Here is a 21,487-nt window from a genome sequence, read left to right as displayed (position 1 = left end):
GGCGCCGATCGCGGCGAGGCCGGCCACACCGGCGCCGACGACGAAGCCGCGGGCCGGCGGGATCTTGCCGGCCGCGGTCACCTGGCCGGTGAACATCCGGCCGAATTCGTGGGCGGCCTCGACGACGGCGCGATAGCCGGCGACGTTGGCCTGCGAGGACAGCACGTCCATCGACTGGGCGCGGGAGATACGCGGAACCGCGTCCATGGCCAGCGCGGTGACGCCCGCCTGCTCCAGCTTCTGCACCAGTTCGGGGTTGCGGCCGGGGGCCATCATCGAGATGACCGTCGCGCCGCGGCGCAGCAGACCGATCTCGGCATCGGTCGGCGCGTTGACCTTGATCACCACGTCGGCCGACCAGGTCTCCTGCGTGGTGCCGATGCGGGCACCGGCCTCGACGAAGGCCGCATCCGGCTGTTCGGCCCTGGCGCCGGCGTCGGATTCGACGATGACGTCGTAGCCGAGTTGCTGGAGCTGGCCGACCGTCTTGGCGGTCGCCGCGACGAGGGTCTCGCCGGCTTTCGATTCCCGGGGGATGCCGATCAGCATGTCACTGCCCCTCCCACCCTCATACTCACACCTTGATCTCGTGAAGGTCGCGCGAGTACGGCGTCGCAGTCAGACGATGCGCGGCAGCCAGCCTCGGGGAGGATTCCCGGTGCTGGGATGACGGGCAACGGCCGGTGCGTCGTCGAACTCGGCGCGCTTGCCGCGGGCCCGGACCTGACGGCGGGACCCGCTATGGAAAACGTGGCAAAAAGATAGCACGCGGCGTATCCGGCGCCGCGGGCGCGTTAGCTAGGTCACTCCGCATGGACCGCGGGCGTCGCCGACACAGCCGCGGCGGCGTGCCGCCCGGCCCGTCGACCGAAGTAGGAGCCTTCGCCGAGCTGCGTCCCGCTGGCGTAGCCCTTGCCGTCCTGGGCGATGTTCGCGGCGCAGGCGCCGACCGCGTACAGTCCGTCGATCACACTGCCGTCCTCGCGGCGCACCTGGCCGTCGAGCGTGGTGGCCATGCCGCCGATGGTGAAGCCGGCGTAGAGCGCCTTGCCCAGACTGAGGTTGAAGGCGGCCCAGGGGCCGGTGTCCTGCGCGGCGAGGAACTCCTCGCTCTTGTGGAAGTCCGGATCCTCGCCCTTGGCGGCGTAGTGGTTGTACCGGTCGAGCGTCGCGCCCAGCACCTGCGGGTCCAGGCCCAGATCGGCGGCCATCTCGTCGACGGTCTCCCAGCCGTCGATGAACTCGATGAGCGGCATCGTGGGCCGCTCCATGTGCGCCTCGTCGACGATCAGGTACGCGGCGTGGTCGGTCTGGTCCATCACGAAACCGGAGGTGCGCGAATGGTAGGAGTCCTCGGCGACGAAGCGCGTGCCCTCCTTGTTGACGATGATCCCGGTCAGCAGGATCGACGGCGGATAGACCGGGGCGGTGAGGAAGGCGCTGTCCATGTGCTTGAGCTGCGCGCCCACCGACGCGCCCATCCGGATTCCCAGACCGTCGTCGTAGGTGCTGCCGAGGGTGAACGGCTTCTCGGCGAGCTGCGGGGTGTACTGCGCCACCATGTCGGGGTTCATCACGAAGCCGCCGGCGCCGATGATCACCGAGTCCGCCCGGATACTGCCCTCGGTGCCGTCGGCGCTGCGCCAGCAGGCCCCCACCACGCGGTCGCCGTCGACGATCAGCTTCCGGCCGCCCACCTCGTAGCGGATCGGCACGTTCAGTTCGCCGAGCCGCTTGACCAGCAGCTCGATCACCATCCCGGCGCCGCCGGTGTCGCCGGGAACGGGCACCTTGTGCCCGCGCGGGGCTGGCACGGCGAGATCCTTGAACGGCCAGACCTTCTCGTTGCCGGTGTACATCAGCCCCTCGGTGTTGGGCTGGATCACGGCCTTCTCCGGGTAGTAGCTGCGCTCGAACTCGAAGCCGAGCGCTTCGAGCCAGTCGCAGTGCTCGACGGAGTCCTGGCAGTAGGCGTGGATCTTGTCCGGCTCCGGATCGCGGGAGACCGCGGTGATGTACTTCTCCATCTCCTCGGCGGTGTCGTGGTGGCCGGTGGCCCGCTGCACCACGGTCCCGCCGCCGAGATAGAAGTGTCCGCCGGCCATGCAGGTGGTGCCGCCGGCCGCCGCCGAGCGTTCCAGGACCAGCACCCTCGCCCCGGCCTCGGCCGCCTCGACGGCCGCACAGCAGCCACCCATCCCCGCGCCGAGCACGAGGACGTCGACGGTGTCGCTGAACTCCGCGACGTCGGACAGGTCAACGGTTTCCGGTAGATCCAGGCCACTCATGCGAGTCAGCCTAAACCACGAATAGAACATGTTCTAGTAAATCTGGAGCCCGATCTGGACAGCTGTCCATCCGATGTGCGGCGCGCGGCCCGGGATTCGCCGCGTTGTTTCGGGTTCGCTGCCTGAGCTCAGGCAGCGAACCCGAAACCAGGATGCGACAGCCGCCGGTCAGCGCCAGACCCAGAAGGCCACACCCTTCGCGTCGCCGATGAAGCCGTAGCCGAGGTAGACCCCGTTGGGCAGACGGCGCAGCTCGTCGTGCGCGAAGGCCAGCCCGGAGCGGCGGTAGTCCACCCGGATCACCTTCTTGCCGTCGATCACCGAGCGGGCGTAGTAGACGTCGGCCGGCAGGATCTCGCCGCCGAAGGCACGGTTGGTCAGCCAGCCCCGATGGAAGGTCTTGCCCGACCAGATCGCGGCGGCCGCCGCCGAGGCCGCGGCGTCCGGGCCGCCGACCGGCCGCACCTGCCCGCGGTAGACCCCGAGCGGAATCGTGCCGGCCTCCGCACGCCGGAAGAGTCCGGCGAACTGCGCGGACGTGCACGTCTCACGCAGCGCGTTCACGGTGGCGATCGGCGCGATGCGCGCCGTCGGATTCGGGATGCACGACGGCGCCGCCTGGGCGGGGGCGGCGATCACCCCGGCACCGAGCGTCGCCGCCGTCAGCCCCGCGGCCGCGGCCGCGCTCAGTCTGGTCTTCCAGCTGCTCATGACGGACCCCTCACTCGACTGTGTCCCACCTCACATCTCAGACTACGCCGCGGGAACGGCACACGGCAGGCCCCACGAGCACCCGGCCGTCAGCGCGGGAACGGCCTGAAGGCGCGCAGCCGCAGACTGTTGGCGACCACGAACACCGACGAGAACGCCATCGCCGCACCGGCGAGCATCGGGTTGAGCAGCGCCGCCGCCGCCAGCGGGATGGCCGCGACGTTGTAGGCGAAGGCCCAGAACAGGTTGCCCTTGATGGTGCTGAGGGTCTTGCGGGAGAGCTTGATGGCATCGCAGACCGCCCACAGGTCGCCGCTGACCAGGGTCAGATCGCTGGCCTCGATGGCCACGTCGGTGCCGGTGCCCATCGCCAGGCCCAGGTCGGCGCCGGCCAGTGCGGCGGCATCGTTCACCCCGTCGCCGACCATCGCCACCACACGCCCCTGCTTCTGGAGGCCGGCGATCGCGTCGATCTTGCCGTTCGGGGTGACATCGGCGATCACCTCGTCGATGCCCACCTGGGCGGCGACGTGCCGGGCGGCGCCCTCGTTGTCGCCGGTGAGCAGGATCGGGGTGAGTCCCATCTGCTTGAGCTGGGCGATCGCCGCCGCCGAGCTCGGCTTGATCTGGTCGGCGACCACGATCAGGCCGGCCACCGCGTCGTCGACGGTGACGATCACCGCGGTGGCACCGTCCTGCTGCGCGCGGGCCAGCTGCCCGCCGAGCTCGTCGCCGAGCGGCGAGGCCACATCGCGCGGGCCGCGCACGGCGACGGTCGCGCCGTCGATCCGGGCGGTGACGCCCGCCCCGGACAGGTTGCGGAAGTCGGTGACCGCCGGCAGCGCCAGCCCGCGTTCGCCGGCGTGGGCGCGCACGGCCACGCCGATCGGATGCTCCGAGCCGGACTCGACGGCCGCCGCGCGGGCGAGCACGTCGTCGGCGTCGTAGCCGTCGGCCGGGAGTACCTGCGTGACGGCCATGACCCCGGTGGTGACCGTGCCGGTCTTGTCCAGCGCGATGGTGTCGACACGGCGGGTGGACTCGAGCACCTCGGGCCCCTTGAGCAGGATGCCCAGCTGGGCGCCGCGGCCGGTGCCCACCATCAGCGCGGTGGGGGTGGCCAGTCCGAGCGCGCACGGGCAGGCGATCACCAGCACCGAGACGGCGGCGGTGAAGGCGAGTGCCGCGCCGCCGCCGACGCCCAGCCAGAAGCCGAGCACGCCCACGGCGATCGCGATGACGATCGGCACGAAGTACGCCGAGACCCGGTCGGCCAGCCGCTGCACGTCGGCCTTGCCCGCCTGGGCGTCGGCGACGAGCTTGGTGATCTGCGCCAGCGCGGTGTCCGAGCCGACTGCGGTGGCGCGCACCACCAGCCGACCGTCCGCGTTGACGGTGCCGCCGACCACCTGGTCGTCGACACCCACCTGCACCGGCACCGATTCACCGGTGATCATCGACTGGTCCACCGCGGAGTCGCCGGCCACGATGACGCCGTCGGTGGCGACCCGCTCACCCGGCCGGACGACGAACTCCTGGCCAACGGCCAGCCGGTCGATCGGCACCCGTCGTTCGATGCCGTCCTCGAGCAGAGTCACCTCTTTGGCGCCGACCCGGGCCAGCGCGCGCAGCGCATCGCCGGCCTTGAGCTTGGAGCGCTTCTCGAAGTAGCGTCCGGCCAACAGGAAGGTGGTCACACCGGCGGCGGCCTCGAGATAAATGTGTGAGGAGCCGTCGCCGCGGGACGCGATCAGGTCGAAGCCGTGGGTCATCCCCGGGGTGCCGGCCGCGCCCCAGAACAGGGCGTAGATCGACCAGCCGTAGGCGGCGATGGTGCCGACCGAGATGAGGGTGTCCATGGTGGTGGCGCCGTGGCGCAGGTTGATCCATGCGGCCCGGTGGAACGGCAGCGCACCCCAGACCACCACCGGCGAGGCCAGAGTCAGGCACAGCCACTGCCAGTTGGTGAACTGCCAGGCCGGGACCATCGACAGCGCGATCACCGGCACGGTGAGGAGGGCGGAGACGATCAGCCGCTGACGCAGGGCGGCCAGTTCGGTCTCGGCCCGGGTGGGCGCGGGCTCACCGTCGGCGTCCGGGCCGGCTTCGGGGACCTCCGGCGCCACCTCGGCGGCGTCGTAGCCGGCGGCCCGCACGGTCTCGATGAGGTCGGCGGGCGAGACCGCGTCGTCGAACAGCACGTGCGCCTGTTCGGTGGCGAAGTTGACGGTGGCCTCCACCCCGTCGAGCTTGTTGAGTTTGCGTTCGATCCGGTTGGCGCACGACGCGCAGGTCATGCCCATCAGGTCCAGATCCACCTGCTGCTGCCCGGCGGCGGTCGGATCCGCGGCGGGCTTATCGGCCGGGACAGTCATCGGTCGCCTCCCTCAGGTGTGTGCGAGTCGTCGTGCATCTGGTGGGTGCCGTGCGACGGGGCGTCGTCGACATCCCAGGGCCCCACCGCCCGGCCGATGCCGAACAGTGCCCCGAAGACCACCGCCAGGGCGGCGGTGAAGACCCCGATGCGGACCATCGGTCTGCTGGCGAGTTCCGCCGGCGTGCTGCTCATGAGATCGTTCTCCCCCTTCGGCCGGGACACGGCCGGGAGCGCTGCGGCGCCCGGCCGGCCCGGCGTGCGGTCAGGCCAGCGCGTAGCCGGCTTCGGTGACGGCGGCGGCGAGCTGCGCGCGGTCGAGCTCGGCCTCGCTGGTGATCACGACGGCGCCGCTGTCGACGTTCACGTCGACGCCGGTCACGCCCGGGATCTCGGAGACCTCCTCGCGGACCGAGGCGGCGCAGTGCCCGCAGGTCATGCCGGTGACGGTGACGGTGGCGGTGGTGCTCATGGCGATTCCTTCCGGTGTGCGGTGGCGGTTCAGCTCTTGACGAGCCGGGTGATGGCCTTCATGGCCTCGTCGATCTTCTCGGCGGCGGCCGCATCGCTCTCGCGCGCCGCCCCGACCACGCAGTGGCCGAGGTGATCGTCGAGCAGGCCGAGGCCGACGGCCTGCAGGGCGCGGGTCATGGACGAGAGCTGGGTGAGGATGTCGATGCAGTACTCCTCGTTCTCGACCATCCGCTGCAGTCCGCGGGCCTGGCCCTCGATCAGCTTCAGACGTCGGATGTACTGCTGTTTATCGGCGATGTAGCCGTGCCCGGCGTGCTGTTCGGCCGGGTCCTGATCGTCGTGCTCGCTCATATTTCGACCTCCTGACTTCCAGAGTGCGCCTCCATCGACGCCCTGTCAACCCATACCCCCTATAGGTATCAATCGGTAGTGCCGAATCCGCAGCGGGGGCGGTCAGGACGCGGACTGCAGATACTCGAGTACGGCGAGCACCCGGCGATGACCTGCGGCGTCGACCGGCAGACCGAACCGGAGGGACCCATCACCGCGACGAAGCCACTCCGGGGAAAGGTCAGCGAGACATCGTCGAGCGCGACGATCCGGGTGTCTGATTCCGCCGACCCGTACACCTTGGTCACCGACGCCAACCGTAGGGCTTCGTGTGCCGACTCCGCCCCGGATGCCTGCACCGTCATCGCCGTCATGAATTCGTTCCCGTCGTTGTGAAGTCTCGCTGACCTCTCTCACGCTAGGAGCGCCGGCCAATGGGAAACATGGCCCTGTGATGCGTCTTCCCGGTGGTGCCGGCACCACCATGACGGCACGGAATCAGTGCGGGTCGAGGCTTTCGGCGAGCTTCGACAGCGACTCGGCGACCTCGCGCAATGCCGCGCTGACCTCACGACGGGTCTCCGGATCGGCCTGCGGGTCCGCGGCCGCCGAAATCGACGGCGCCACCGCAGCGGCCGCGGCGGCGACGGCGGCCGCGGACGGTGCCGCATCGGCACGGTGCTCGATCAGCTGGTCCGCGGGGACGCGGTCGCGCTGGGATTCGGGCCGCCGCGGTTCCGGCTGCGCAGACACCGGCTGCTGTGCGTCCGGACGCGGCGCGTACTGCCAGTGGACGCCCGGATCCTGCGGATCCGAGGCCGGCGGCACGATCTCGATGAACGGGCCGCGCGGATCACCGGGAGCGATGGTCACCGACTCGGGTGGTGGCGGCGACGGCCTGGTCACCAGCGTCGGTTCGCTGGTCGGACGGCTGCGGTAGGTGATCGTCGACGTCTCATCGAGCGCCGGGGCCTGATACGGCGCCGACTGATACGACACGACCTGATGCGGCGCCGAGTGCGCCGGTGCGGGCTGGGGTGTCGCGGCGGGCTGCGCAGGCGGCGGGGAGTCCGGTGCCGGACGGTCCTCCGGCGCGGCGTGCTTCTTGCCCTTCTTCTTACCCATGGCAGGTCCTTCGTGAGCGCCCCTCTGCGCGGCGGGGGCGTCGTACCCGGCGCGGCCGGATCCGGCACCGTCGTAGACCGGACGGACCGGAGGCCGGTGGACCCCCGGATGACCGGCGAAGAGTTCACAGCGCCCGGCGCCCGGGCCGGTGCCGGGGCACGGCTCGAGTTCCCGGCAGGCCTGCGGCGCCCGCGCGTAGTCACCCCACAGCAGCCACGGCCGGCGGGCCACGCCCCCGCGTCCGCCGTCGGATGCGTGCATGCCGGGATGCCCCTGCCCGAGCTCACAGGCCACCAGCCAGGTGGCCGAGGGATCCATCCGCAGAGCAGCACGATCTGCGGGCCGGGCGACGATCGAAGACCAGCACCGGTCAACGCTCATAGCCACGCACCTCTCGTCGTCCCCACCACGTCCTCGTCCCCACCATGGTTTGCGCGTCAGTCTACGGTCGCCGCCCGCGCGCCGCTACCACCCGGCGTGGCATGAAAACCGGCGTCGTTCAAGCGGAACAGACGGGATTCTCCGACCGCTGCCGTCTGCGGATGATCCACCCGGTAATGGCACCCGCGCGACTCGGTGCGGGCGGCGGCCGCAACCACGACAGCCCGCGCCGCCAGGGTGAGCGCGGCGTCCTCGGCCGCCGCCGGATCGCTGGTCTCGCGCCGGGGCGCCGCCTCGAGCATCCGCGCCACCTCGGCCAGTCCGTCGGCACTGCGCCGCAGTGCGACCAGCCCCGACATGGCGTCCTGCAGGACCGTGCGTTCGGCGGCCGGTCTCGCGGTGGCCGACGGCGACGGCGGCTCGGCGACGGCGCGGCCGCGCCCGGACACCGCCACGGCCGCGGCCCGCCCACCCATCACGAGCCCCTCGAGCAGACTGTTCGACGCCAGGCGGTTGGCGCCGTGCAGGCCGGTGCGGGCCGTTTCACCGGCGGCCAGCAGCCCCGGCACGCTGGTGCGGGTGTGCACATCGGTCACCACGCCGCCGCACAGATAGTGCGCCCCGGGCACCACCGGCAGCAGGCCGTCGTCGATCGCCACACCGGAGGCGTTCACGCCTGCAAGCACCGTGGGGAACCGCTCTGCGAAGCGATCGACGGCGCCGATGTCGAGGTAGACGCAGGGCGCGCCGGTGCGCTCCATGGCGGCGGTGACCGCCCGGGCCACCACATCGCGCGGTGCGAGGTCGCCGAGCGGATGCACCCCGGCGGTGACCGACGCCCGGTCGGCGTCCACCAGCACCCCGCCCTCACCCCGTACCGCCTCGCTGATCAGGGTGCGCCGGCCGCGCGCGCCGGGGACGTAGAGCATGGTCGGGTGGAACTGGATGAACTCCAGATCGGCCACCACCGCGCCGGCGCGCAGGGCCAGGGCGATGCCGTCTCCGGTGGCCCCGGCCGGATTGGTGGTGGCGGCGTACACGTGCCCGAGCCCGCCGGCGGCCAGCAGCACGGTGGGTGCGGCCACCACCGCCGTCGCCCCGGCCGCATCGGTGTAGGCCACCCCGGCCGCGGTTCCGTCCACGGTCAGCACCTCCTGGACCAGCGCCTGATCGATCACCTCGATACCGGCCCGGTCCACGGCCAGCGACAGCGCCGCCTGCACCTGGGCGCCGGTGGCATCGCCGCCGGCGTGGATGATGCGGCGCACGGTGTGCCCGCCTTCGCGGGTGCGCAGGAAGCTCCCGTCGGCCCCGGTGTCGAATCGCGCCCCGGCGTCCACCAGCCGCTCGACCGCGGTCCAGCCGCCGGCGATGATCGACTCGGTGGGCCGGGGAAGGGTCAGACCGGCCCCGGCGACCACGGTGTCCTCGGTGTGCAGCGCCACCGAGTCCTCCGGGTTGTCCGGGTCCACCACGGCGATCCCGCCCTGCGCGTAAAAGGTGGCCGTGGACTGCTCGGTCCCGTGCGGGGCTTCGGGCCGCCAGCGCCGGCCCTTGTTCAGCACGGTCACCCGCAGGCCGGCTTCGGTGGCGGCGAGAGCGGCCGTCAGGCCCGCCACGCCGGCCCCGACGATCACCAGATCCACTCGCTGCTGCTGGTCCATGGTCACTCCCGCCATTGCAAAAGGCTTCTGCGCACACCGGTTATCGACCGGGGATCGAAAACCTGGCGCCCAGCGTAGTCCACCGTTCCGGGGCGATGATCGCGCGGCCGTAGCCGACTACACTGCGGAACGGTGACCACCAATACCCCTGCCGACCCCGGCCGGGCGCAGCTGCCGCCGGTGTCGCCGACGCACGAGGTGACCCGCTTCACCACCACCGCCGCCCATGCCGCCTTCGGCGTCGGACGATTTCTGGCCCACTCCGCCTCCGGCCTGCTGCGCGGGCAGACCCCGGACACCGCCGCCATGGCCCACGAGGTGCGGACCACCTTCGAACACCTCGGCCCCACCTACGTCAAACTCGGACAGCTGATCGCCTCGAGCCCCGGGGTGTTCAGCCGGACCCTCTCCGACGAATTCGAGTCGCTGCTCGACCGGGTGCCGCCGGCCCCGCCGGCTCAGATCCGGCAGGTGCTCATCGAGGAGCTCGGCGCGCCGCCGGAAGAGGTCTTCGCGCAGTTCGATCCGGAGCCGATCGCCTCCGCGTCGATCGCCCAGGTGCACACCGCCGTCCTGCCCACCGGCGAGAAGGTGGTGGTCAAGATCCAGCGGCCCGGCATCGCCGACCGGCTGGCCCCGGACGTCGCCCTGCTCGAACGTCTCGCCGGGCTGGCCGAGATCTCGTCCTACGGGCGGATGCTCAGCGCACGGCACGTGGTGGAGGACTTCGCCGACGGCCTCGACGCCGAACTCGACTTCCGCAACGAGGCGAGCACCATGGCCGAGTGGTTCGACTGCCTGCAGCCGGGCCCGTTCGGCGACCGGGTGCGGGTGCCCGAGGTGTACCACGAGTTCACCACCAGCCGGGTGATGACCATGGAGTACATCGACGCGATCCGCATCGACGATGTGGCCGCGGTCCGGGCCGCCGGCCACGACGGTGAGGCGCTCTGCCGGAATCTGCTGCTCTCGCTGCTCGATTCGGCGTTCCACGGCGGCCTCTTCCACGGCGACCTGCACGCCGGGAACGTGCTGGTGGACGAGCACGGCACGCTGGTGCTGCTGGACTTCGGCATCGTCGGCCGCTTCGACGCCCGCACCCGCCGCATCCTGCGCCAGCTGGTGGTGGACCTGATCGTCAAACAGGACTACGACTCGGCCGGCCGGGCCATCTTCCTGCTCGGTGCCGTACACAAGGGCGGCTCGACCGCCCAGGGCGGGGCCGACCTGAAGAAGGCCACCTCGTCGCTGGCCACCACCGAGATGGGCTCGATGAGCTACACCGACCTCGGCCGGCAGCTCGCCGCGGTCGCCAAGGCGCACGATGCCCGGCTGCCCCGCGAGCTGGTCCTGGTGGGCAAACAGCTGCTGTACGTGGAGAAGTACATGAAGCTGCTCGCGCCGCGCTGGAAGGCCGTCTCCGACCGGGAGATCTACGGCTACATGGCCGGAATCATGAAAGAGGCCCAGCGTGATCGCCGGGCCGATCAGCAGCGGTGAGCGCACGCCGGTGACGCGGCCCGGCTTCGTCGACCTCAGACGTCGCAACCGTCACACCTAATACCCTTGAAGACGCCCCGTCCACCGACCACCGGGAGAACCGATCCCATGAGACGTTTCTGGCTGGCGCTGCTGGCTTTCCTCGGCACCGCCTTCATCGCCGCGGCGATCGCGATCCCGACCTACCTGGTGCCCAAGCTCAAAGTGGTCCCGCTGGATCTGGACATCACCTCGGTGGCCAATACGGTCGACCCGGACGGCGGCAACGAGCGGTTTCCGGCGGTGGTCTTCGACCGCTGCTCGGTGGGTGAATCCAAGGCCCGCACCCTCGACGCGGATCTGACCCAGCAGCGCCGCTCGGTGATCGTCGAACCGTCGAACAGCGAGCAGGCCACGGTGCAGTCCGCGCAGACGGTGATGATCGACCGCACCCGCGACGCCGACGGCGAGGAGACCGAGCCCACCGCGGCCGCCGCGGACGAGGAGCGCGACTGCAACGACGCCCTGCTCAGCTCCACCATCGACCGCGTCTCGGTGAACCGGAAGACCTCCGCACCGAACGGCGAGGTGAGCAGCCTGCAGCTGGCGGCGGTCACCGGCGACGGAACGGTCGAGGACGTGTCCGTGCCGCTCGACGACCGTAAGGGCTTCCAGTACAAGTTCGGCTTCGACGTCAAGAAGAAGTCGTACTACTACTACGACCTGAACACCCGCAGTGACAATCCCGCCGAGTTCGTCGGCGAGGAGACCATCGACGGGCTGAAGGTGTACCACTTCGTCTCCGAGGTCCCCGAGACCGACCTCTCCGAACTGCCCGACGCCAACGACGACGCACCGCTGGGCACCATCTTGAACATGCCCGCCAAGTGGTGGGGAATCACCGGCAAGGGCGTCAAGCGCAACGACATGTATTCGCTGCATCGCTACGCGACGGCCACCCGCCACGTATACGTCGAGCCCGTCACCGGCACCATCGTCAACGGCCGCGAGGATCAGCACTTCTACTTCCGGTACCCGGATGCCGACGACGACTCCACCCCGAAGGCCGTCCGCGACTTCCGGATGGATGCGCTCAAGGCCACCTTCCAGTGGAGCGATCAGACCGTCTCCCAGCAGGTGGACCGCGCCGAGAAGTACGTGAACCTGCTCAAGTGGGGCGGACTGTACGTACCGATCATCCTCGGGGTGCTCGGCGCCGTGCTGCTGCTGACCTGGGCGCTGCTGATCTGGCGCGGACGCAAGACCACCGACGGCGACGACCCCGGCGACGACGGCGAGGAGAACGGCGACGGGCCGCGTGACGGGGGGCCGGCCGGTGGCGCCGACGGCCACGGCGACGACTTCTCGGACCTGCCCACCGAGGTCACCGATGCGCCGACCACCGAGTTCGACCCGGCCGGCGGCTACCCGTCGGCCGGCTACGGGACCCCGGGCTATGCCGTGGGCGGCGCCGCGGCGGGCGGCGCAGGCGCGGCCGGTTACGCCGGCGGACGGTATGCGGCCGGCGAGGCACCGAACCAGGACTACACGGATCAGGAGTACGCCGAGCAGGACTACGTCGATCCGGGCTACTACACCGAGCCCGCCGGCGGCACCGGCTACGCCGACGGCGGCACCGGCTACGCCGACGATCAGCTCACCGACGCCTACACCGAGCCGCTCGTCGATCCGCACGCCGCGTACCGCCGGCCGGTGTCACCACAGGAGTACACCGCGCCCGACGACTATCCGGAGACGACCACGGAGTACGTGACACCGTCGGAGTTCACCACCCCGCCGGAGTTCACCGAGCCGCACCAGGGCCGGCACTTCCGCCGCCCCGAGGACGAGCGCCCGCAGGACTGACCTGTGAGCGGTCCCGGCACCCGGCGCCGGGACCGCCCGCCCGGTTCACACCCGGCGGGCCACCGCCCGGCCGGCCGCCCGGCCGGAGAAGATGCAGCCGCCGAGGAAGGTTCCCTCGAGAGCGTTGTAGCCGTGGACGCCGCCACCGCCGAAACCGGCGGCCTCACCCGCGGCGTACAGCCCGTCGAAGGCGCCGCCGTCGGGCAGCATGACCTGTGAGTCCAGGTTGGTCTCGATCCCGCCGAGAGTCTTGCGGGTGAGGATGTTCAGCCGGACCGCGATCAGCGGACCGTGCTCGGGGTCGAGCAGCCGGTGCGGTTTGGCCACCCGCACCACCTTGTCGCCCAGGTAGTGCCGGGCGTTGCTGATGGCCATCAGCTGGGCGTCCTTGGAGTACGGATTCTCCACCTGGGTGTCGCGCGCCGAGATGACCCGTTCGAGCTGCTGCAGGTCGATGTGCCCGCCGCGCCCGATCTCGTTCATCCCGGCCACCAGGTCGGGCAGATTGTCGCGTACCACGAAGTCCACCCCGTGGTCGGCGAACGCCTTGACCGGGCCCGGCATCCCCTTCGCGAGCCGGCTCTTCGCCGCCACCCGCAGCGATTTCCCGGTCAGATCGGGATTCTGCTCGGACCCCGAGAGCGCGAACTCCTTCTCGATGATCGAGCGGGTCAGGATGAACCACGAATAGTCGAAGCCGGTCTCCAGGATCGCCTTCATGCTGGCGTTGGTGTCGAAGCCCGGGAAGTTGGGGGCGGGCAGCCGGCGGCCGTTGGCGTCCACCCACAGCGACGACGGCCCGGGGATGATCCGGATGGCGTGGTCGGGCCACACCGGATCCCAGTTGTGGATGCCTTCGGTGTAGTGCCACATGCGATCCCGATTGACCAGAGAGGCGCCAGCGCTCTCGGCGATGGCCAGCATCCGGCCGTCGACGTACGCCGGGACCCCGGCGATCATGTGCGCGGGCACCGGGCCGAGACGCTCGACCGGCCAGTTGTCGCGGACCATCTGGTGGTTGTGCCCGATACCGCCGGTGGTGACGATCACCGCGCCCGCGGTCAGCTCGAAGTCCCCGGCCCGGGCGCGCGAGCTGGCGACGCCGCGCGCGGTGTCGGAGGCCTCGAGCACCGTGCCGCGCACGCCGACGGCCACGCCGTCGTCGACGATGATCTCGTCGACCTGATGGCGGAAGCGGAACTCCACCAGTCCGTCGCGTTCGGCCTGCAGCACCGGTTCGGCGAAGACCCGCACCACCTCCGGCCCGGTGCCCCAGGCGATGTGGAAGCGGGGCACCGAGTTGCCGTGACCGTCGGCGAAGCCGCCGCCGCGTTCGGCCCAGCCGACCACCGGGGTGAACTTCATGCCCAGGCCGCGCAGATAGTCGCGCTTCTCGGTGGACGCGAAGTCCACGTAGGCCCGCGCCCACTGCCGCGGCCAGTAGTCCTCGTCCTCGCGGTCGAAACCGGCCGAACCGAGCCAGTCCTGCAGGGCCAGTTCCGGCGAGTCCTTGATGCCCAGCCTGCGCTGCTCGGGAGTGTCCACCAGGAACAGGCCGCCGAGCGACCAGAAGGCCTGTCCACCCAGGTTGTGGCGATTCTCCTGGTCGACGACGATCACCCGGCGGCCGGCCCGGGTGAGCTCGTAGGTGGCGACCAGTCCGGCCAGACCGGAACCGACCACGATCGCATCGGCCTGAGTCGTTGCGCCCACGGCATGTCCTTCCGCCTCACCGCACCGGGCCCGGATTTTCCGTCACCGAGGGTGAATGTTCCTTTTAGGGGGTTCCGGCCGCGCACCTGCAGCCTGCCGTCCAGCCTAGCCGCGGAAGAGGACTGCACTATCTTTTGCTCGTCCGTTATGGATCCGTTATTGTCCTTGACGAAGGAACCGCCGGGTACTTGTACTCTGTGGACGTTGCCGTAGTTGCGGCCGCTCCGGTCGGGGGCACGTCGGGACCATCGAATTGAACGAACGAGGCCGTCTGCGGCCGAGATCGCTGAAGGAAAAGACCTAAATGCTCTCCAGTGTCCGTAAACGCCTGATCGCAGGTGCCCTGGCCGTAGCCACCGCCGTCGGCGGCGCCACCCTGGTGGCACCCGACGCCGACGCCGCTCGCAACTGCAATGTCGAGCGCGTGTACTCCAAGTCGATGCACCGGTCCGTGCCGGTCTGCATCATCAGCGCCGGCGGCAAGAACAAGCCGACCCTGTACCTGCTCGACGGCCTGCGCGCCCCGAACAACAACAACGGCTGGCTGATCAACACCGACGTCTCCCGCTACATGCAGGGCAAGGGCACCAACGTCGCCATCCCGTTCGGCGGTGGCGGCAGCTTCTACACCGACTGGGAGCAGCGTGACCCGGTGCTGGGCGTGAACAAGTGGGAGACCTTCCTGACCCGTGAGCTCCCGGCCTACATGAAGAGCCGGCACGGCTCGGACAACCGCCGCAACGGCATCGCCGGCCTGTCGATGTCGGGCACCTCGGCGCTGAACCTGGCGTCGCGGCACCCGAGCTTCTACAAGGCCGTCGCCTCCTACAGCGGCTACCCGACGGTCACCATGCCCGGCTTCACGCAGGGCATCATGGCCTCGGTCGCCGAGATGGGCGGCAACCCGATGAACATGTGGGGCATCTACCCGGCCGGCCAGTGGGGCGCCAACGATCCGTTCCTCACCGCGGGCAACCTGGCCGGGAAGCGCGTGTACGTCTCGTCGGGCACCGGTGTGGGCAGCCGCTACGACTCGAGCCTGCAGCCGAGCAGCCCCAACTTCAACCCGGTGCACTTCGCGCAGATGGTGCCGCTGGAAGTGGCGGCGTCCACCTCCAGCCAGATGTACATCGCACGTCTGGCCACCGTCCCGGGCGTCAAGCTGACCACCAACATCTCGCCCGACGGCGCGCACTGGTGGGACTACTGGCAGGACCGCTTCAAGCAGTCGTGGCGGACCACCTTCCGTCCCGCGTTCTTCTGATCGCACCCCGCACCGCGGACTGAACTCCTTCAGGCCGGTCGCCCTCCCGGGCGGCCGGCCTGAAGTCTGTGGTCGGTGCGGCGTCGGCGGCTCCGCCGGGCGGTGACCTGTGCGGCTGCGCCGCGGCGAAGTGGCGGTCGCCGCAAGCTCTTTCACCCGGCGACCGGTGTCGCCGCCGACGGCTACAGTGGCAGCATGGGGACCGGACAGACCATCATCACCCGTAAGACCCGTTGCGCCATCTTCCTCACCCTGCTCATCGAGCCCGGCGGAGAGGGTGCGGTGCGCGACGGGCTCGCCGAGCTCCCCGGCCTGGTGACCGCGGTGGGATCGCGCGCGCCGGAGGCGGCGCTCACCGCCATCGCGGCCGTGGGCTCGGACGCCTGGGATCGGCTCTTCACCGGTCCCCGCCCCGCCGAACTGCGGCCGTTCACCGAACTCGTCGGCCAGACGCACACCGCCCCGGCCACCCCGGCCGATCTGCTGCTGCACATCAAGGCCGATCAGATGGACCTCTGCTACGAGGCGGGCCGCAAGATCACCGGCCTGTTCGGCGACGCGGTGCGCACCGCCGAGGAGGTGCACGGCTTCCGCTACTTCGATCTGCGTGATCTCATCGGCTTCGTCGACGGCACCGAGAACCCGGTCGGGCAGGAAGCGCTCGACGCGATTCTCGTCGGCGACGAGGACCGCGCCTTCGCCGGCGGCAGCTACGTGGTGATCCAGCGGTACATCACCGACTTCGCCGGCTGGGAGGCACTGACCGTCGAGGAGCAGGAGCGGGCCATCGGCCGCACCAAGCTCGAGAACATCGAGATGGACGATGAGACCAAGCCCGCCAATTCGCACATCGCCCTGAACGTGATCGAGGACGCGGACGGCAACGAGATCGACGTGGTGCGCGACAACATGCCCTACGGCGACATCGCCGGCTCCGGCGAGAAGGGCACCTTCTACATCGCCTACTCGCGCAGTCCGCAGGTCAGCGAGGACATGCTGCGCAACATGTTCATCGGCGACCCGCCCGGCAACCACGACCGGCTGCTCGACTTCACCACCGCCGTGACCGGAGCACAGTTCTTCGCTCCGCCGATGGAGTTCCTCGACGACCTGCCGCCGGCTCCGCCCGCCACGGCCGCGGCCCCCGCCGAGGACGACGTCCCGGCCGTCCGGCCCGCCGACGGCTCGCTGGGCATCGGCGCACTGCGCTGACCGGTCAGTCAGGCCACGGCGACCGACCCTCACATCCCCCTATCCCCGACCACCGACCGACCCGACAGGCACCTTCCGAGGAGAACCGATGAACAATCTGCACCGTGAACTGGCCCCCATCTCCGACGCCGCATGGGCGGAGATCGAGGAGGAGGCGAGCCGGTCCTTCAAACGCAACAGCGCCGCCCGCCGGCTGGTGGACGTCAAGGGGCCGCTGGGCCTGGACACCGACTCGGTGACGGTGGGCCACCGCGACAAGATCGATGCGCCTGCCGAGGGGATCCAGGCATTCCTGCGCAGCGCCCAGCCGCTGGTCGAGCTGAAGGTGCCGTTCACGGTCACCCGCGAGGCCATCGACAACGTCGACCGCGGCTCGTCGGATTCGGACTGGGATCCGGTGGTGCGGGCGGCCAGCGAACTGGCCCGGGCCGAGGACCGGGCAGTCTTCCACGGCTATCCGGCGGCCAAGATCAGCGGCATCATCGAATCCGCCGAGTCGCAGATCGACCTGCCCGACGAGGTCCGCGACTACCCGGAGGCCATCAGCTCGGCGATCAACCGGCTGCGGCTGGACTCGGTGGACGGGCCGTACTCGCTGGCGCTCTCGGCCGACCTGTACGGGAAGGTCAACGAGACCGTCAACGACGGTTACCCGGTGCGCGACCACGTCCGCCGGATCCTCACCGACGGCGACATCATCTGGGCGCCGGCCATCGACGACGCCGTGCTGCTGAGCACCCGCGGCGGCGACTTCGAGCTGACCATCGGTCAGGACGTGTCGATCGGCTACGACTCGCACGACGGCGACGCGGTGAACCTGTACTTCCTCGAGTCGTTCACCTACCTCAACTACACCGACGAGGCGGCCGTCGCGCTGCGCTGATCACGCCGACCACTCCGGGCGGGCGCCGTAACGGTGCCCGCCCGGTACTGTGTCGAGAGTGCTCGTCCGACTGATCCGCGCCTACGTCCTGAGGTATCGGGCAGCAGTGTCCGCGGTGATCGTCCTGCAGCTGATCGCGACCATCGCCATGCTGTATCTGCCCACTCTCAACGCCGACATCATCGACCGCGGCGTGGCCAAGGGCGATACCGGTTACATCCTGTCCACCGGCGGCATCATGCTGGCCATCTCGGCGGTGCAGCTGCTGGGCTCGGTGGCCGCCATGTACTTCGGCGCCCGTGCCGCGCTCGGCGGCGGCCGCGACATCCGGCACGATCTGCTGCACCGGGTCAACGACTTCTCCGCCCGCGAGGTGGGCCGGTTCGGTGCCCCCTCGCTGATCACCCGCACCACCAACGACGTCCAGCAGGTGCAGCTGCTGTCGGTGATGGCCATGTCGATCCTGGTGACCGCCCCGATCATGGGGCTCGGCGGGATCGTGATGGGTATGACGGTGGCGCTGCCGATCTCCTGGGTCCTGGCGGTGGCCGTACCGGTGCTCGGCGTGACGATGGGGCTGATCATCGCCCGGATGATTCCCGGCTTCCGGTCCATGCAGGAACGCATCGACGACGTCAACCGGGTACTGCGCGAACAGATCACCGGCATCCGGGTGGTGCGCGCCTTCATTCAGGAACGCCACGAGATCGCCCGCTTCGAGCGAGCCAACGACCGGCTCGCGGACGCCTCCCTGCGGGTCGGCCGGATGATGGCGCTGATGTTCCCGGTGGTCATGCTGATCACCAACCTGACCCTGATCGCGGTGCTCTGGTTCGGCGGACATCAGATCGCCGACGGCGACGTGGAGATCGGCGCACTGACTGCCATGATCAGCTACGTCATGCAGATCATGATGTCGGTGATGATGGCCTCCTTCCTGGCCATGATGGCCCCGCGCGCCGGAGTGTGCGCCGAACGCATCTGCGAGGTGCTCGACACCGAGACCTCGGTGACCGCCCCGGCCCAGCCGGTCCCGATCACCGGCGATCCGGCGGTGCTCGAGTTCACCGACGTCGGCTTCGCCTATCCCGGCGCCGACGAACCGGTGCTGTCCGGGATCTCGTTGCGCACCGCACCGGGGACGGTCACCGCGATCGTCGGCTCCACCGGCTCGGGCAAGACCACCCTGATCAATCTGATCCCGCGCCTGCTCGACGTGACGGCCGGCGCGATCACCATGGGCGGGGTGGATCTGCGCGATGCCGATCCGGCGCAGGTGCGCGCGCACATCGGTCTGGTGCCGCAGCGCGGCTACCTGTTCTCCGGCACCGTCGCCGACAATCTGCGGCAGGGTAAGGCCGACGCCACCGACGACGAGATCTGGGAGGCACTGTCGATCGCACAGGCCGCCGACTTCGTGCGCGCCATGCCCGACGGCCTGAACACCCCGATCGCGCAGGGCGGCACCACCGTCTCCGGTGGTCAGCGCCAACGCCTGGCGATCGCCCGGGCACTGATCCGGCGGCCGGCGGTGCTGGTCTTCGACGACTCCTTCTCGGCGCTGGACTCGGCCACCGACGCCCGGCTGCGGGCCGCACTCGCCCCGGCCACCGCGGGTTCGGCGATGGTCGTGGTGGCCCAACGGATCTCGACGATCACTCGGGCCGACCAGATCGTGGTGCTCGACCGCGGCCGGATCACCGGCCTGGGCACCCACGAGCAACTGCTCGACTCGTGCCCCACCTACGCCGAGATCGCCGAATCTCAGCTGGCGATCGGACAGACCTCGTGACCGCACCGGGGAATCCGGCGCTGCAGCGCGCCCACTCGTTCGGTCCCACCCTGCGCCGGCTGGTGGGGCAGCTGGGCCACTACCGCACCTTCATGATCGTGGTGCTCGGCTGTCTCGTCGGCTCGGTGACTCTGACCGCCCTGGCCCCGCGGGTGCTCGGCAACGCCACCGATCTGCTCTTCGACGGCGTCATCGGGTCGCAGCTCCCGGCCGGCCAGACCAGAGACCAGGTGGTCGAGGATCTGCGCGAACACGGTCAGGGAACCTTCGCCGACATGGTCTCGTCGATGGACGTCACCCCCGGCCAGGGTGTGGACTTCGACGCGGTGGCCCGGGTGCTGCTGACCGTGCTGGCGCTCTACCTCGGGTCGGCGCTACTCAGCTGGCTGGCCGCCTACCTGCTGAACAAAGTGGTCGTCGGCACCGTCACCCGGCTGCGGGCCCGGGTCGAGGAGAAGGTGCACCGGCTGCCGCTGTCGTACTACGACGCCTCGGCGCGCGGCGATCTGCTCAGCCGGGTGACCAACGACCTGGACAACCTCTCGCAGAGCCTGCAGCAGACCATCAGCCAGCTGCTGAACTCGATCATGATGGTGATCGCCATCCTGATCATGATGCTGACCATCTCCCCGCTGCTCTCGCTGATCGCGATCGCCACGGTACCGCTGGCCGTGATGGCGACCGCGGTCATCGCCAGACGCTCCAAACCGCACTTCGTGGGCCAGTGGACGTCGACGGGCGCCCTCAACGCGCAGATCGAGGAGGCCTTCACCGGGCATCAGCTGGTGCAGGCCTTCGGCCGCCGCGCCGAGGTCGAGGCGGTCTTCGACGACCAGAACGAGAAGCTGTTCGCCTCCAGCTGGAAGGCGCAGTTCGTCTCCGGGATCATCATGCCCACGATCATGTTCCTGGGGAACCTGAACTATGTGGCGGTCGCGGTGGTCGGCGGACTGCGGGTGGCGTCCGGGCAGCTCAGCCTGGGCGAGGTGCAGGCCTTCATCCAGTATTCGCGCCAGTTCACTCAGCCGCTCACCCAGATCGGCTCGATGTTCAACCTGATGCAGTCCGGGGTGGCCTCGGCCGAACGCATCTTCGAGGTGCTCGACGAGCCCGAGGAGTCCCCGGATCCGGCCGACCCGGAGTCGCCGGCCACCGACGAGGGGCACATCGTCTTCGACGACGTCTCCTTCCGGTACGTGGAGAGCCGGCCGCTGATCGAGCACCTGTCGCTGGCCGCGGAGCCGGGCCAGATGGTGGCCATCGTCGGCCCCACCGGCGCCGGCAAGACCACCCTGGTGAACCTGATCCTGCGTTTCTACGAGGTGAACTCGGGGACCGTCTACGTCGACGGCACCGACGCGGCCCGGATGACCCGCGACGATCTGCGCGACCGCACCGGCATGGTGCTGCAGGACTCCTGGCTGTTCGGCGGCACGATCTACGAGAACATCGCCTACGGCGACCCCGGTGCCAGCCGTGAGGAGGTGATCGAGGCGGCCCGGGTGAGCCATGTGGACCACTTCGTGCGGACCCTGCCCGACGGCTACGACACCGTGATCGACGACGAGGGCGGCGGGGTCAGCGCCGGCGAACGCCAGCTGATCACCATCGCCCGGGCCTTCCTGTCCCGGCCCACCATCCTGATCCTCGACGAGGCGACGAGTTCGGTGGACACCCGCACCGAGCTGCTGATCAGCAAGGCGATGGCCAATCTGCGGACCGACCGGACGAGTTTCGTGATCGCGCACCGGCTCTCGACGATCCGCGACGCCGACGTGATCGTGGTGATGGAGGACGGGCACATCGTCGAACAGGGTGACCACGATCAGCTTCTGGCCGCCCGCGGCGCCTACTTCCGGCTCTACAACGCCCAGTTCACCGCGGCACCGGACGAGGTCGCCGACATCACGTCCACCTGAGTCCCGCCCGTC

The 21,487-nt window shown here is 70.0% G+C and carries 16 protein-coding genes and 1 pseudogene; 7 read left to right on the top strand and 10 right to left on the bottom strand.

Going from position 1 to position 21,487, the window contains the following annotated elements:
- The 9 genes and pseudogenes from ACJMNC_RS15215 to nadB form a co-directional block, all read right to left on the bottom strand.
- Positions 1 to 549, bottom strand: a pseudogene (locus ACJMNC_RS15215) (NAD(P)(+) transhydrogenase (Re/Si-specific) subunit alpha); the annotation flags it as partial.
- A 254-nt stretch (positions 550 to 803) separates the two neighbouring features.
- A complete protein-coding gene (locus ACJMNC_RS15210) occupies positions 804 to 2,288 on the bottom strand; it encodes an FAD-binding protein (protein ID WP_408948810.1) in 1,485 nt (494 codons plus the stop codon).
- A gap of 168 nt (positions 2,289 to 2,456) precedes the next feature.
- The gene (locus ACJMNC_RS15205) at positions 2,457 to 2,999 is read right to left on the bottom strand and encodes a hypothetical protein (protein WP_408948809.1); all 543 of its coding nucleotides are present in this window, start codon (positions 2,997 to 2,999) and stop codon (positions 2,457 to 2,459) included.
- A gap of 89 nt (positions 3,000 to 3,088) precedes the next feature.
- Complete coding sequence (locus ACJMNC_RS15200; RefSeq protein WP_408948808.1) at positions 3,089 to 5,374, bottom strand: heavy metal translocating P-type ATPase; 2,286 nt, start codon at positions 5,372 to 5,374, stop codon at positions 3,089 to 3,091.
- The gene (locus tag ACJMNC_RS15195; RefSeq protein WP_408948807.1) at positions 5,371 to 5,568 is read right to left on the bottom strand and encodes a hypothetical protein; all 198 of its coding nucleotides are present in this window, start codon (positions 5,566 to 5,568) and stop codon (positions 5,371 to 5,373) included. The genes ACJMNC_RS15200 and ACJMNC_RS15195 overlap by 4 nt, the downstream gene beginning before the upstream one ends.
- Before the next feature lie 70 nt (positions 5,569 to 5,638).
- Positions 5,639 to 5,845 carry a heavy-metal-associated domain-containing protein gene (locus ACJMNC_RS15190; protein WP_408948806.1) on the bottom strand — a complete coding sequence of 69 codons (207 nt, stop codon included), beginning with the start codon at positions 5,843 to 5,845 and terminating at the stop codon, positions 5,639 to 5,641.
- 29 nt (positions 5,846 to 5,874) lie between these two features.
- Positions 5,875 to 6,198: a metal-sensitive transcriptional regulator gene (locus ACJMNC_RS15185; protein ID WP_408948805.1), complete on the bottom strand. Its 324-nt coding sequence runs from the start codon at positions 6,196 to 6,198 to the stop codon at positions 5,875 to 5,877.
- A gap of 477 nt (positions 6,199 to 6,675) precedes the next feature.
- Complete coding sequence (locus ACJMNC_RS15180) at positions 6,676 to 7,683, bottom strand: hypothetical protein (RefSeq protein ID WP_408948804.1); 1,008 nt, start codon at positions 7,681 to 7,683, stop codon at positions 6,676 to 6,678.
- Positions 7,684 to 7,739: 56 nt separating this feature from the next.
- Entirely contained in the window at positions 7,740 to 9,347 is a 1,608-nt protein-coding gene (nadB, locus tag ACJMNC_RS15175; RefSeq protein ID WP_408948816.1) for an L-aspartate oxidase, read from the bottom strand.
- 132 nt (positions 9,348 to 9,479) lie between these two features.
- On the opposite strand from nadB, the gene ACJMNC_RS15170 reads away from it, so the two are divergent.
- A complete protein-coding gene (locus tag ACJMNC_RS15170; RefSeq protein WP_408948803.1) occupies positions 9,480 to 10,847 on the top strand; it encodes an ABC1 kinase family protein in 1,368 nt (455 codons plus the stop codon).
- 108 nt (positions 10,848 to 10,955) lie between these two features.
- Positions 10,956 to 12,692: a DUF3068 domain-containing protein gene (locus ACJMNC_RS15165; RefSeq protein WP_408948802.1), complete on the top strand. Its 1,737-nt coding sequence runs from the start codon at positions 10,956 to 10,958 to the stop codon at positions 12,690 to 12,692.
- A 45-nt stretch (positions 12,693 to 12,737) separates the two neighbouring features.
- Here ACJMNC_RS15165 and ACJMNC_RS15160 read toward each other — a convergent pair whose 3' ends face one another.
- Positions 12,738 to 14,405, bottom strand: a complete 1,668-nt coding sequence (locus ACJMNC_RS15160) for an FAD-binding dehydrogenase (protein ID WP_408948801.1) — start codon at positions 14,403 to 14,405, stop codon at positions 12,738 to 12,740.
- Positions 14,406 to 14,709: 304 nt separating this feature from the next.
- Between ACJMNC_RS15160 and ACJMNC_RS15155 the strand changes: the two genes are divergently transcribed.
- From ACJMNC_RS15155 to ACJMNC_RS15135, 5 genes are all read left to right on the top strand, one after another.
- Positions 14,710 to 15,669 carry an alpha/beta hydrolase gene (locus ACJMNC_RS15155; protein ID WP_408948800.1) on the top strand — a complete coding sequence of 320 codons (960 nt, stop codon included), beginning with the start codon at positions 14,710 to 14,712 and terminating at the stop codon, positions 15,667 to 15,669.
- A gap of 195 nt (positions 15,670 to 15,864) precedes the next feature.
- A complete protein-coding gene (locus ACJMNC_RS15150) occupies positions 15,865 to 16,881 on the top strand; it encodes a Dyp-type peroxidase (RefSeq protein WP_408948799.1) in 1,017 nt (338 codons plus the stop codon).
- 88 nt (positions 16,882 to 16,969) lie between these two features.
- Positions 16,970 to 17,764 carry a family 1 encapsulin nanocompartment shell protein gene (locus tag ACJMNC_RS15145; RefSeq protein ID WP_408948798.1) on the top strand — a complete coding sequence of 265 codons (795 nt, stop codon included), beginning with the start codon at positions 16,970 to 16,972 and terminating at the stop codon, positions 17,762 to 17,764.
- 58 nt (positions 17,765 to 17,822) lie between these two features.
- Positions 17,823 to 19,556 carry an ABC transporter ATP-binding protein gene (locus ACJMNC_RS15140; protein ID WP_408948797.1) on the top strand — a complete coding sequence of 578 codons (1,734 nt, stop codon included), beginning with the start codon at positions 17,823 to 17,825 and terminating at the stop codon, positions 19,554 to 19,556.
- Complete coding sequence (locus ACJMNC_RS15135) at positions 19,553 to 21,475, top strand: ABC transporter ATP-binding protein (RefSeq protein ID WP_408948796.1); 1,923 nt, start codon at positions 19,553 to 19,555, stop codon at positions 21,473 to 21,475. Before ACJMNC_RS15140 ends, ACJMNC_RS15135 begins: the two co-directional genes overlap by 4 nt.
- Positions 21,476 to 21,487: the final 12 nt, after the last annotated feature.

Source organism: Gordonia sp. VNK21, from assembly GCF_046098115.1.
In the GTDB taxonomy this organism is placed as follows: Bacteria; Actinomycetota; Actinomycetes; order Mycobacteriales; family Mycobacteriaceae; genus Gordonia.
The sequence above is the reverse complement of the archived record's forward strand: the minus strand, read 5'-3'. Positions and strand labels throughout refer to the sequence as shown.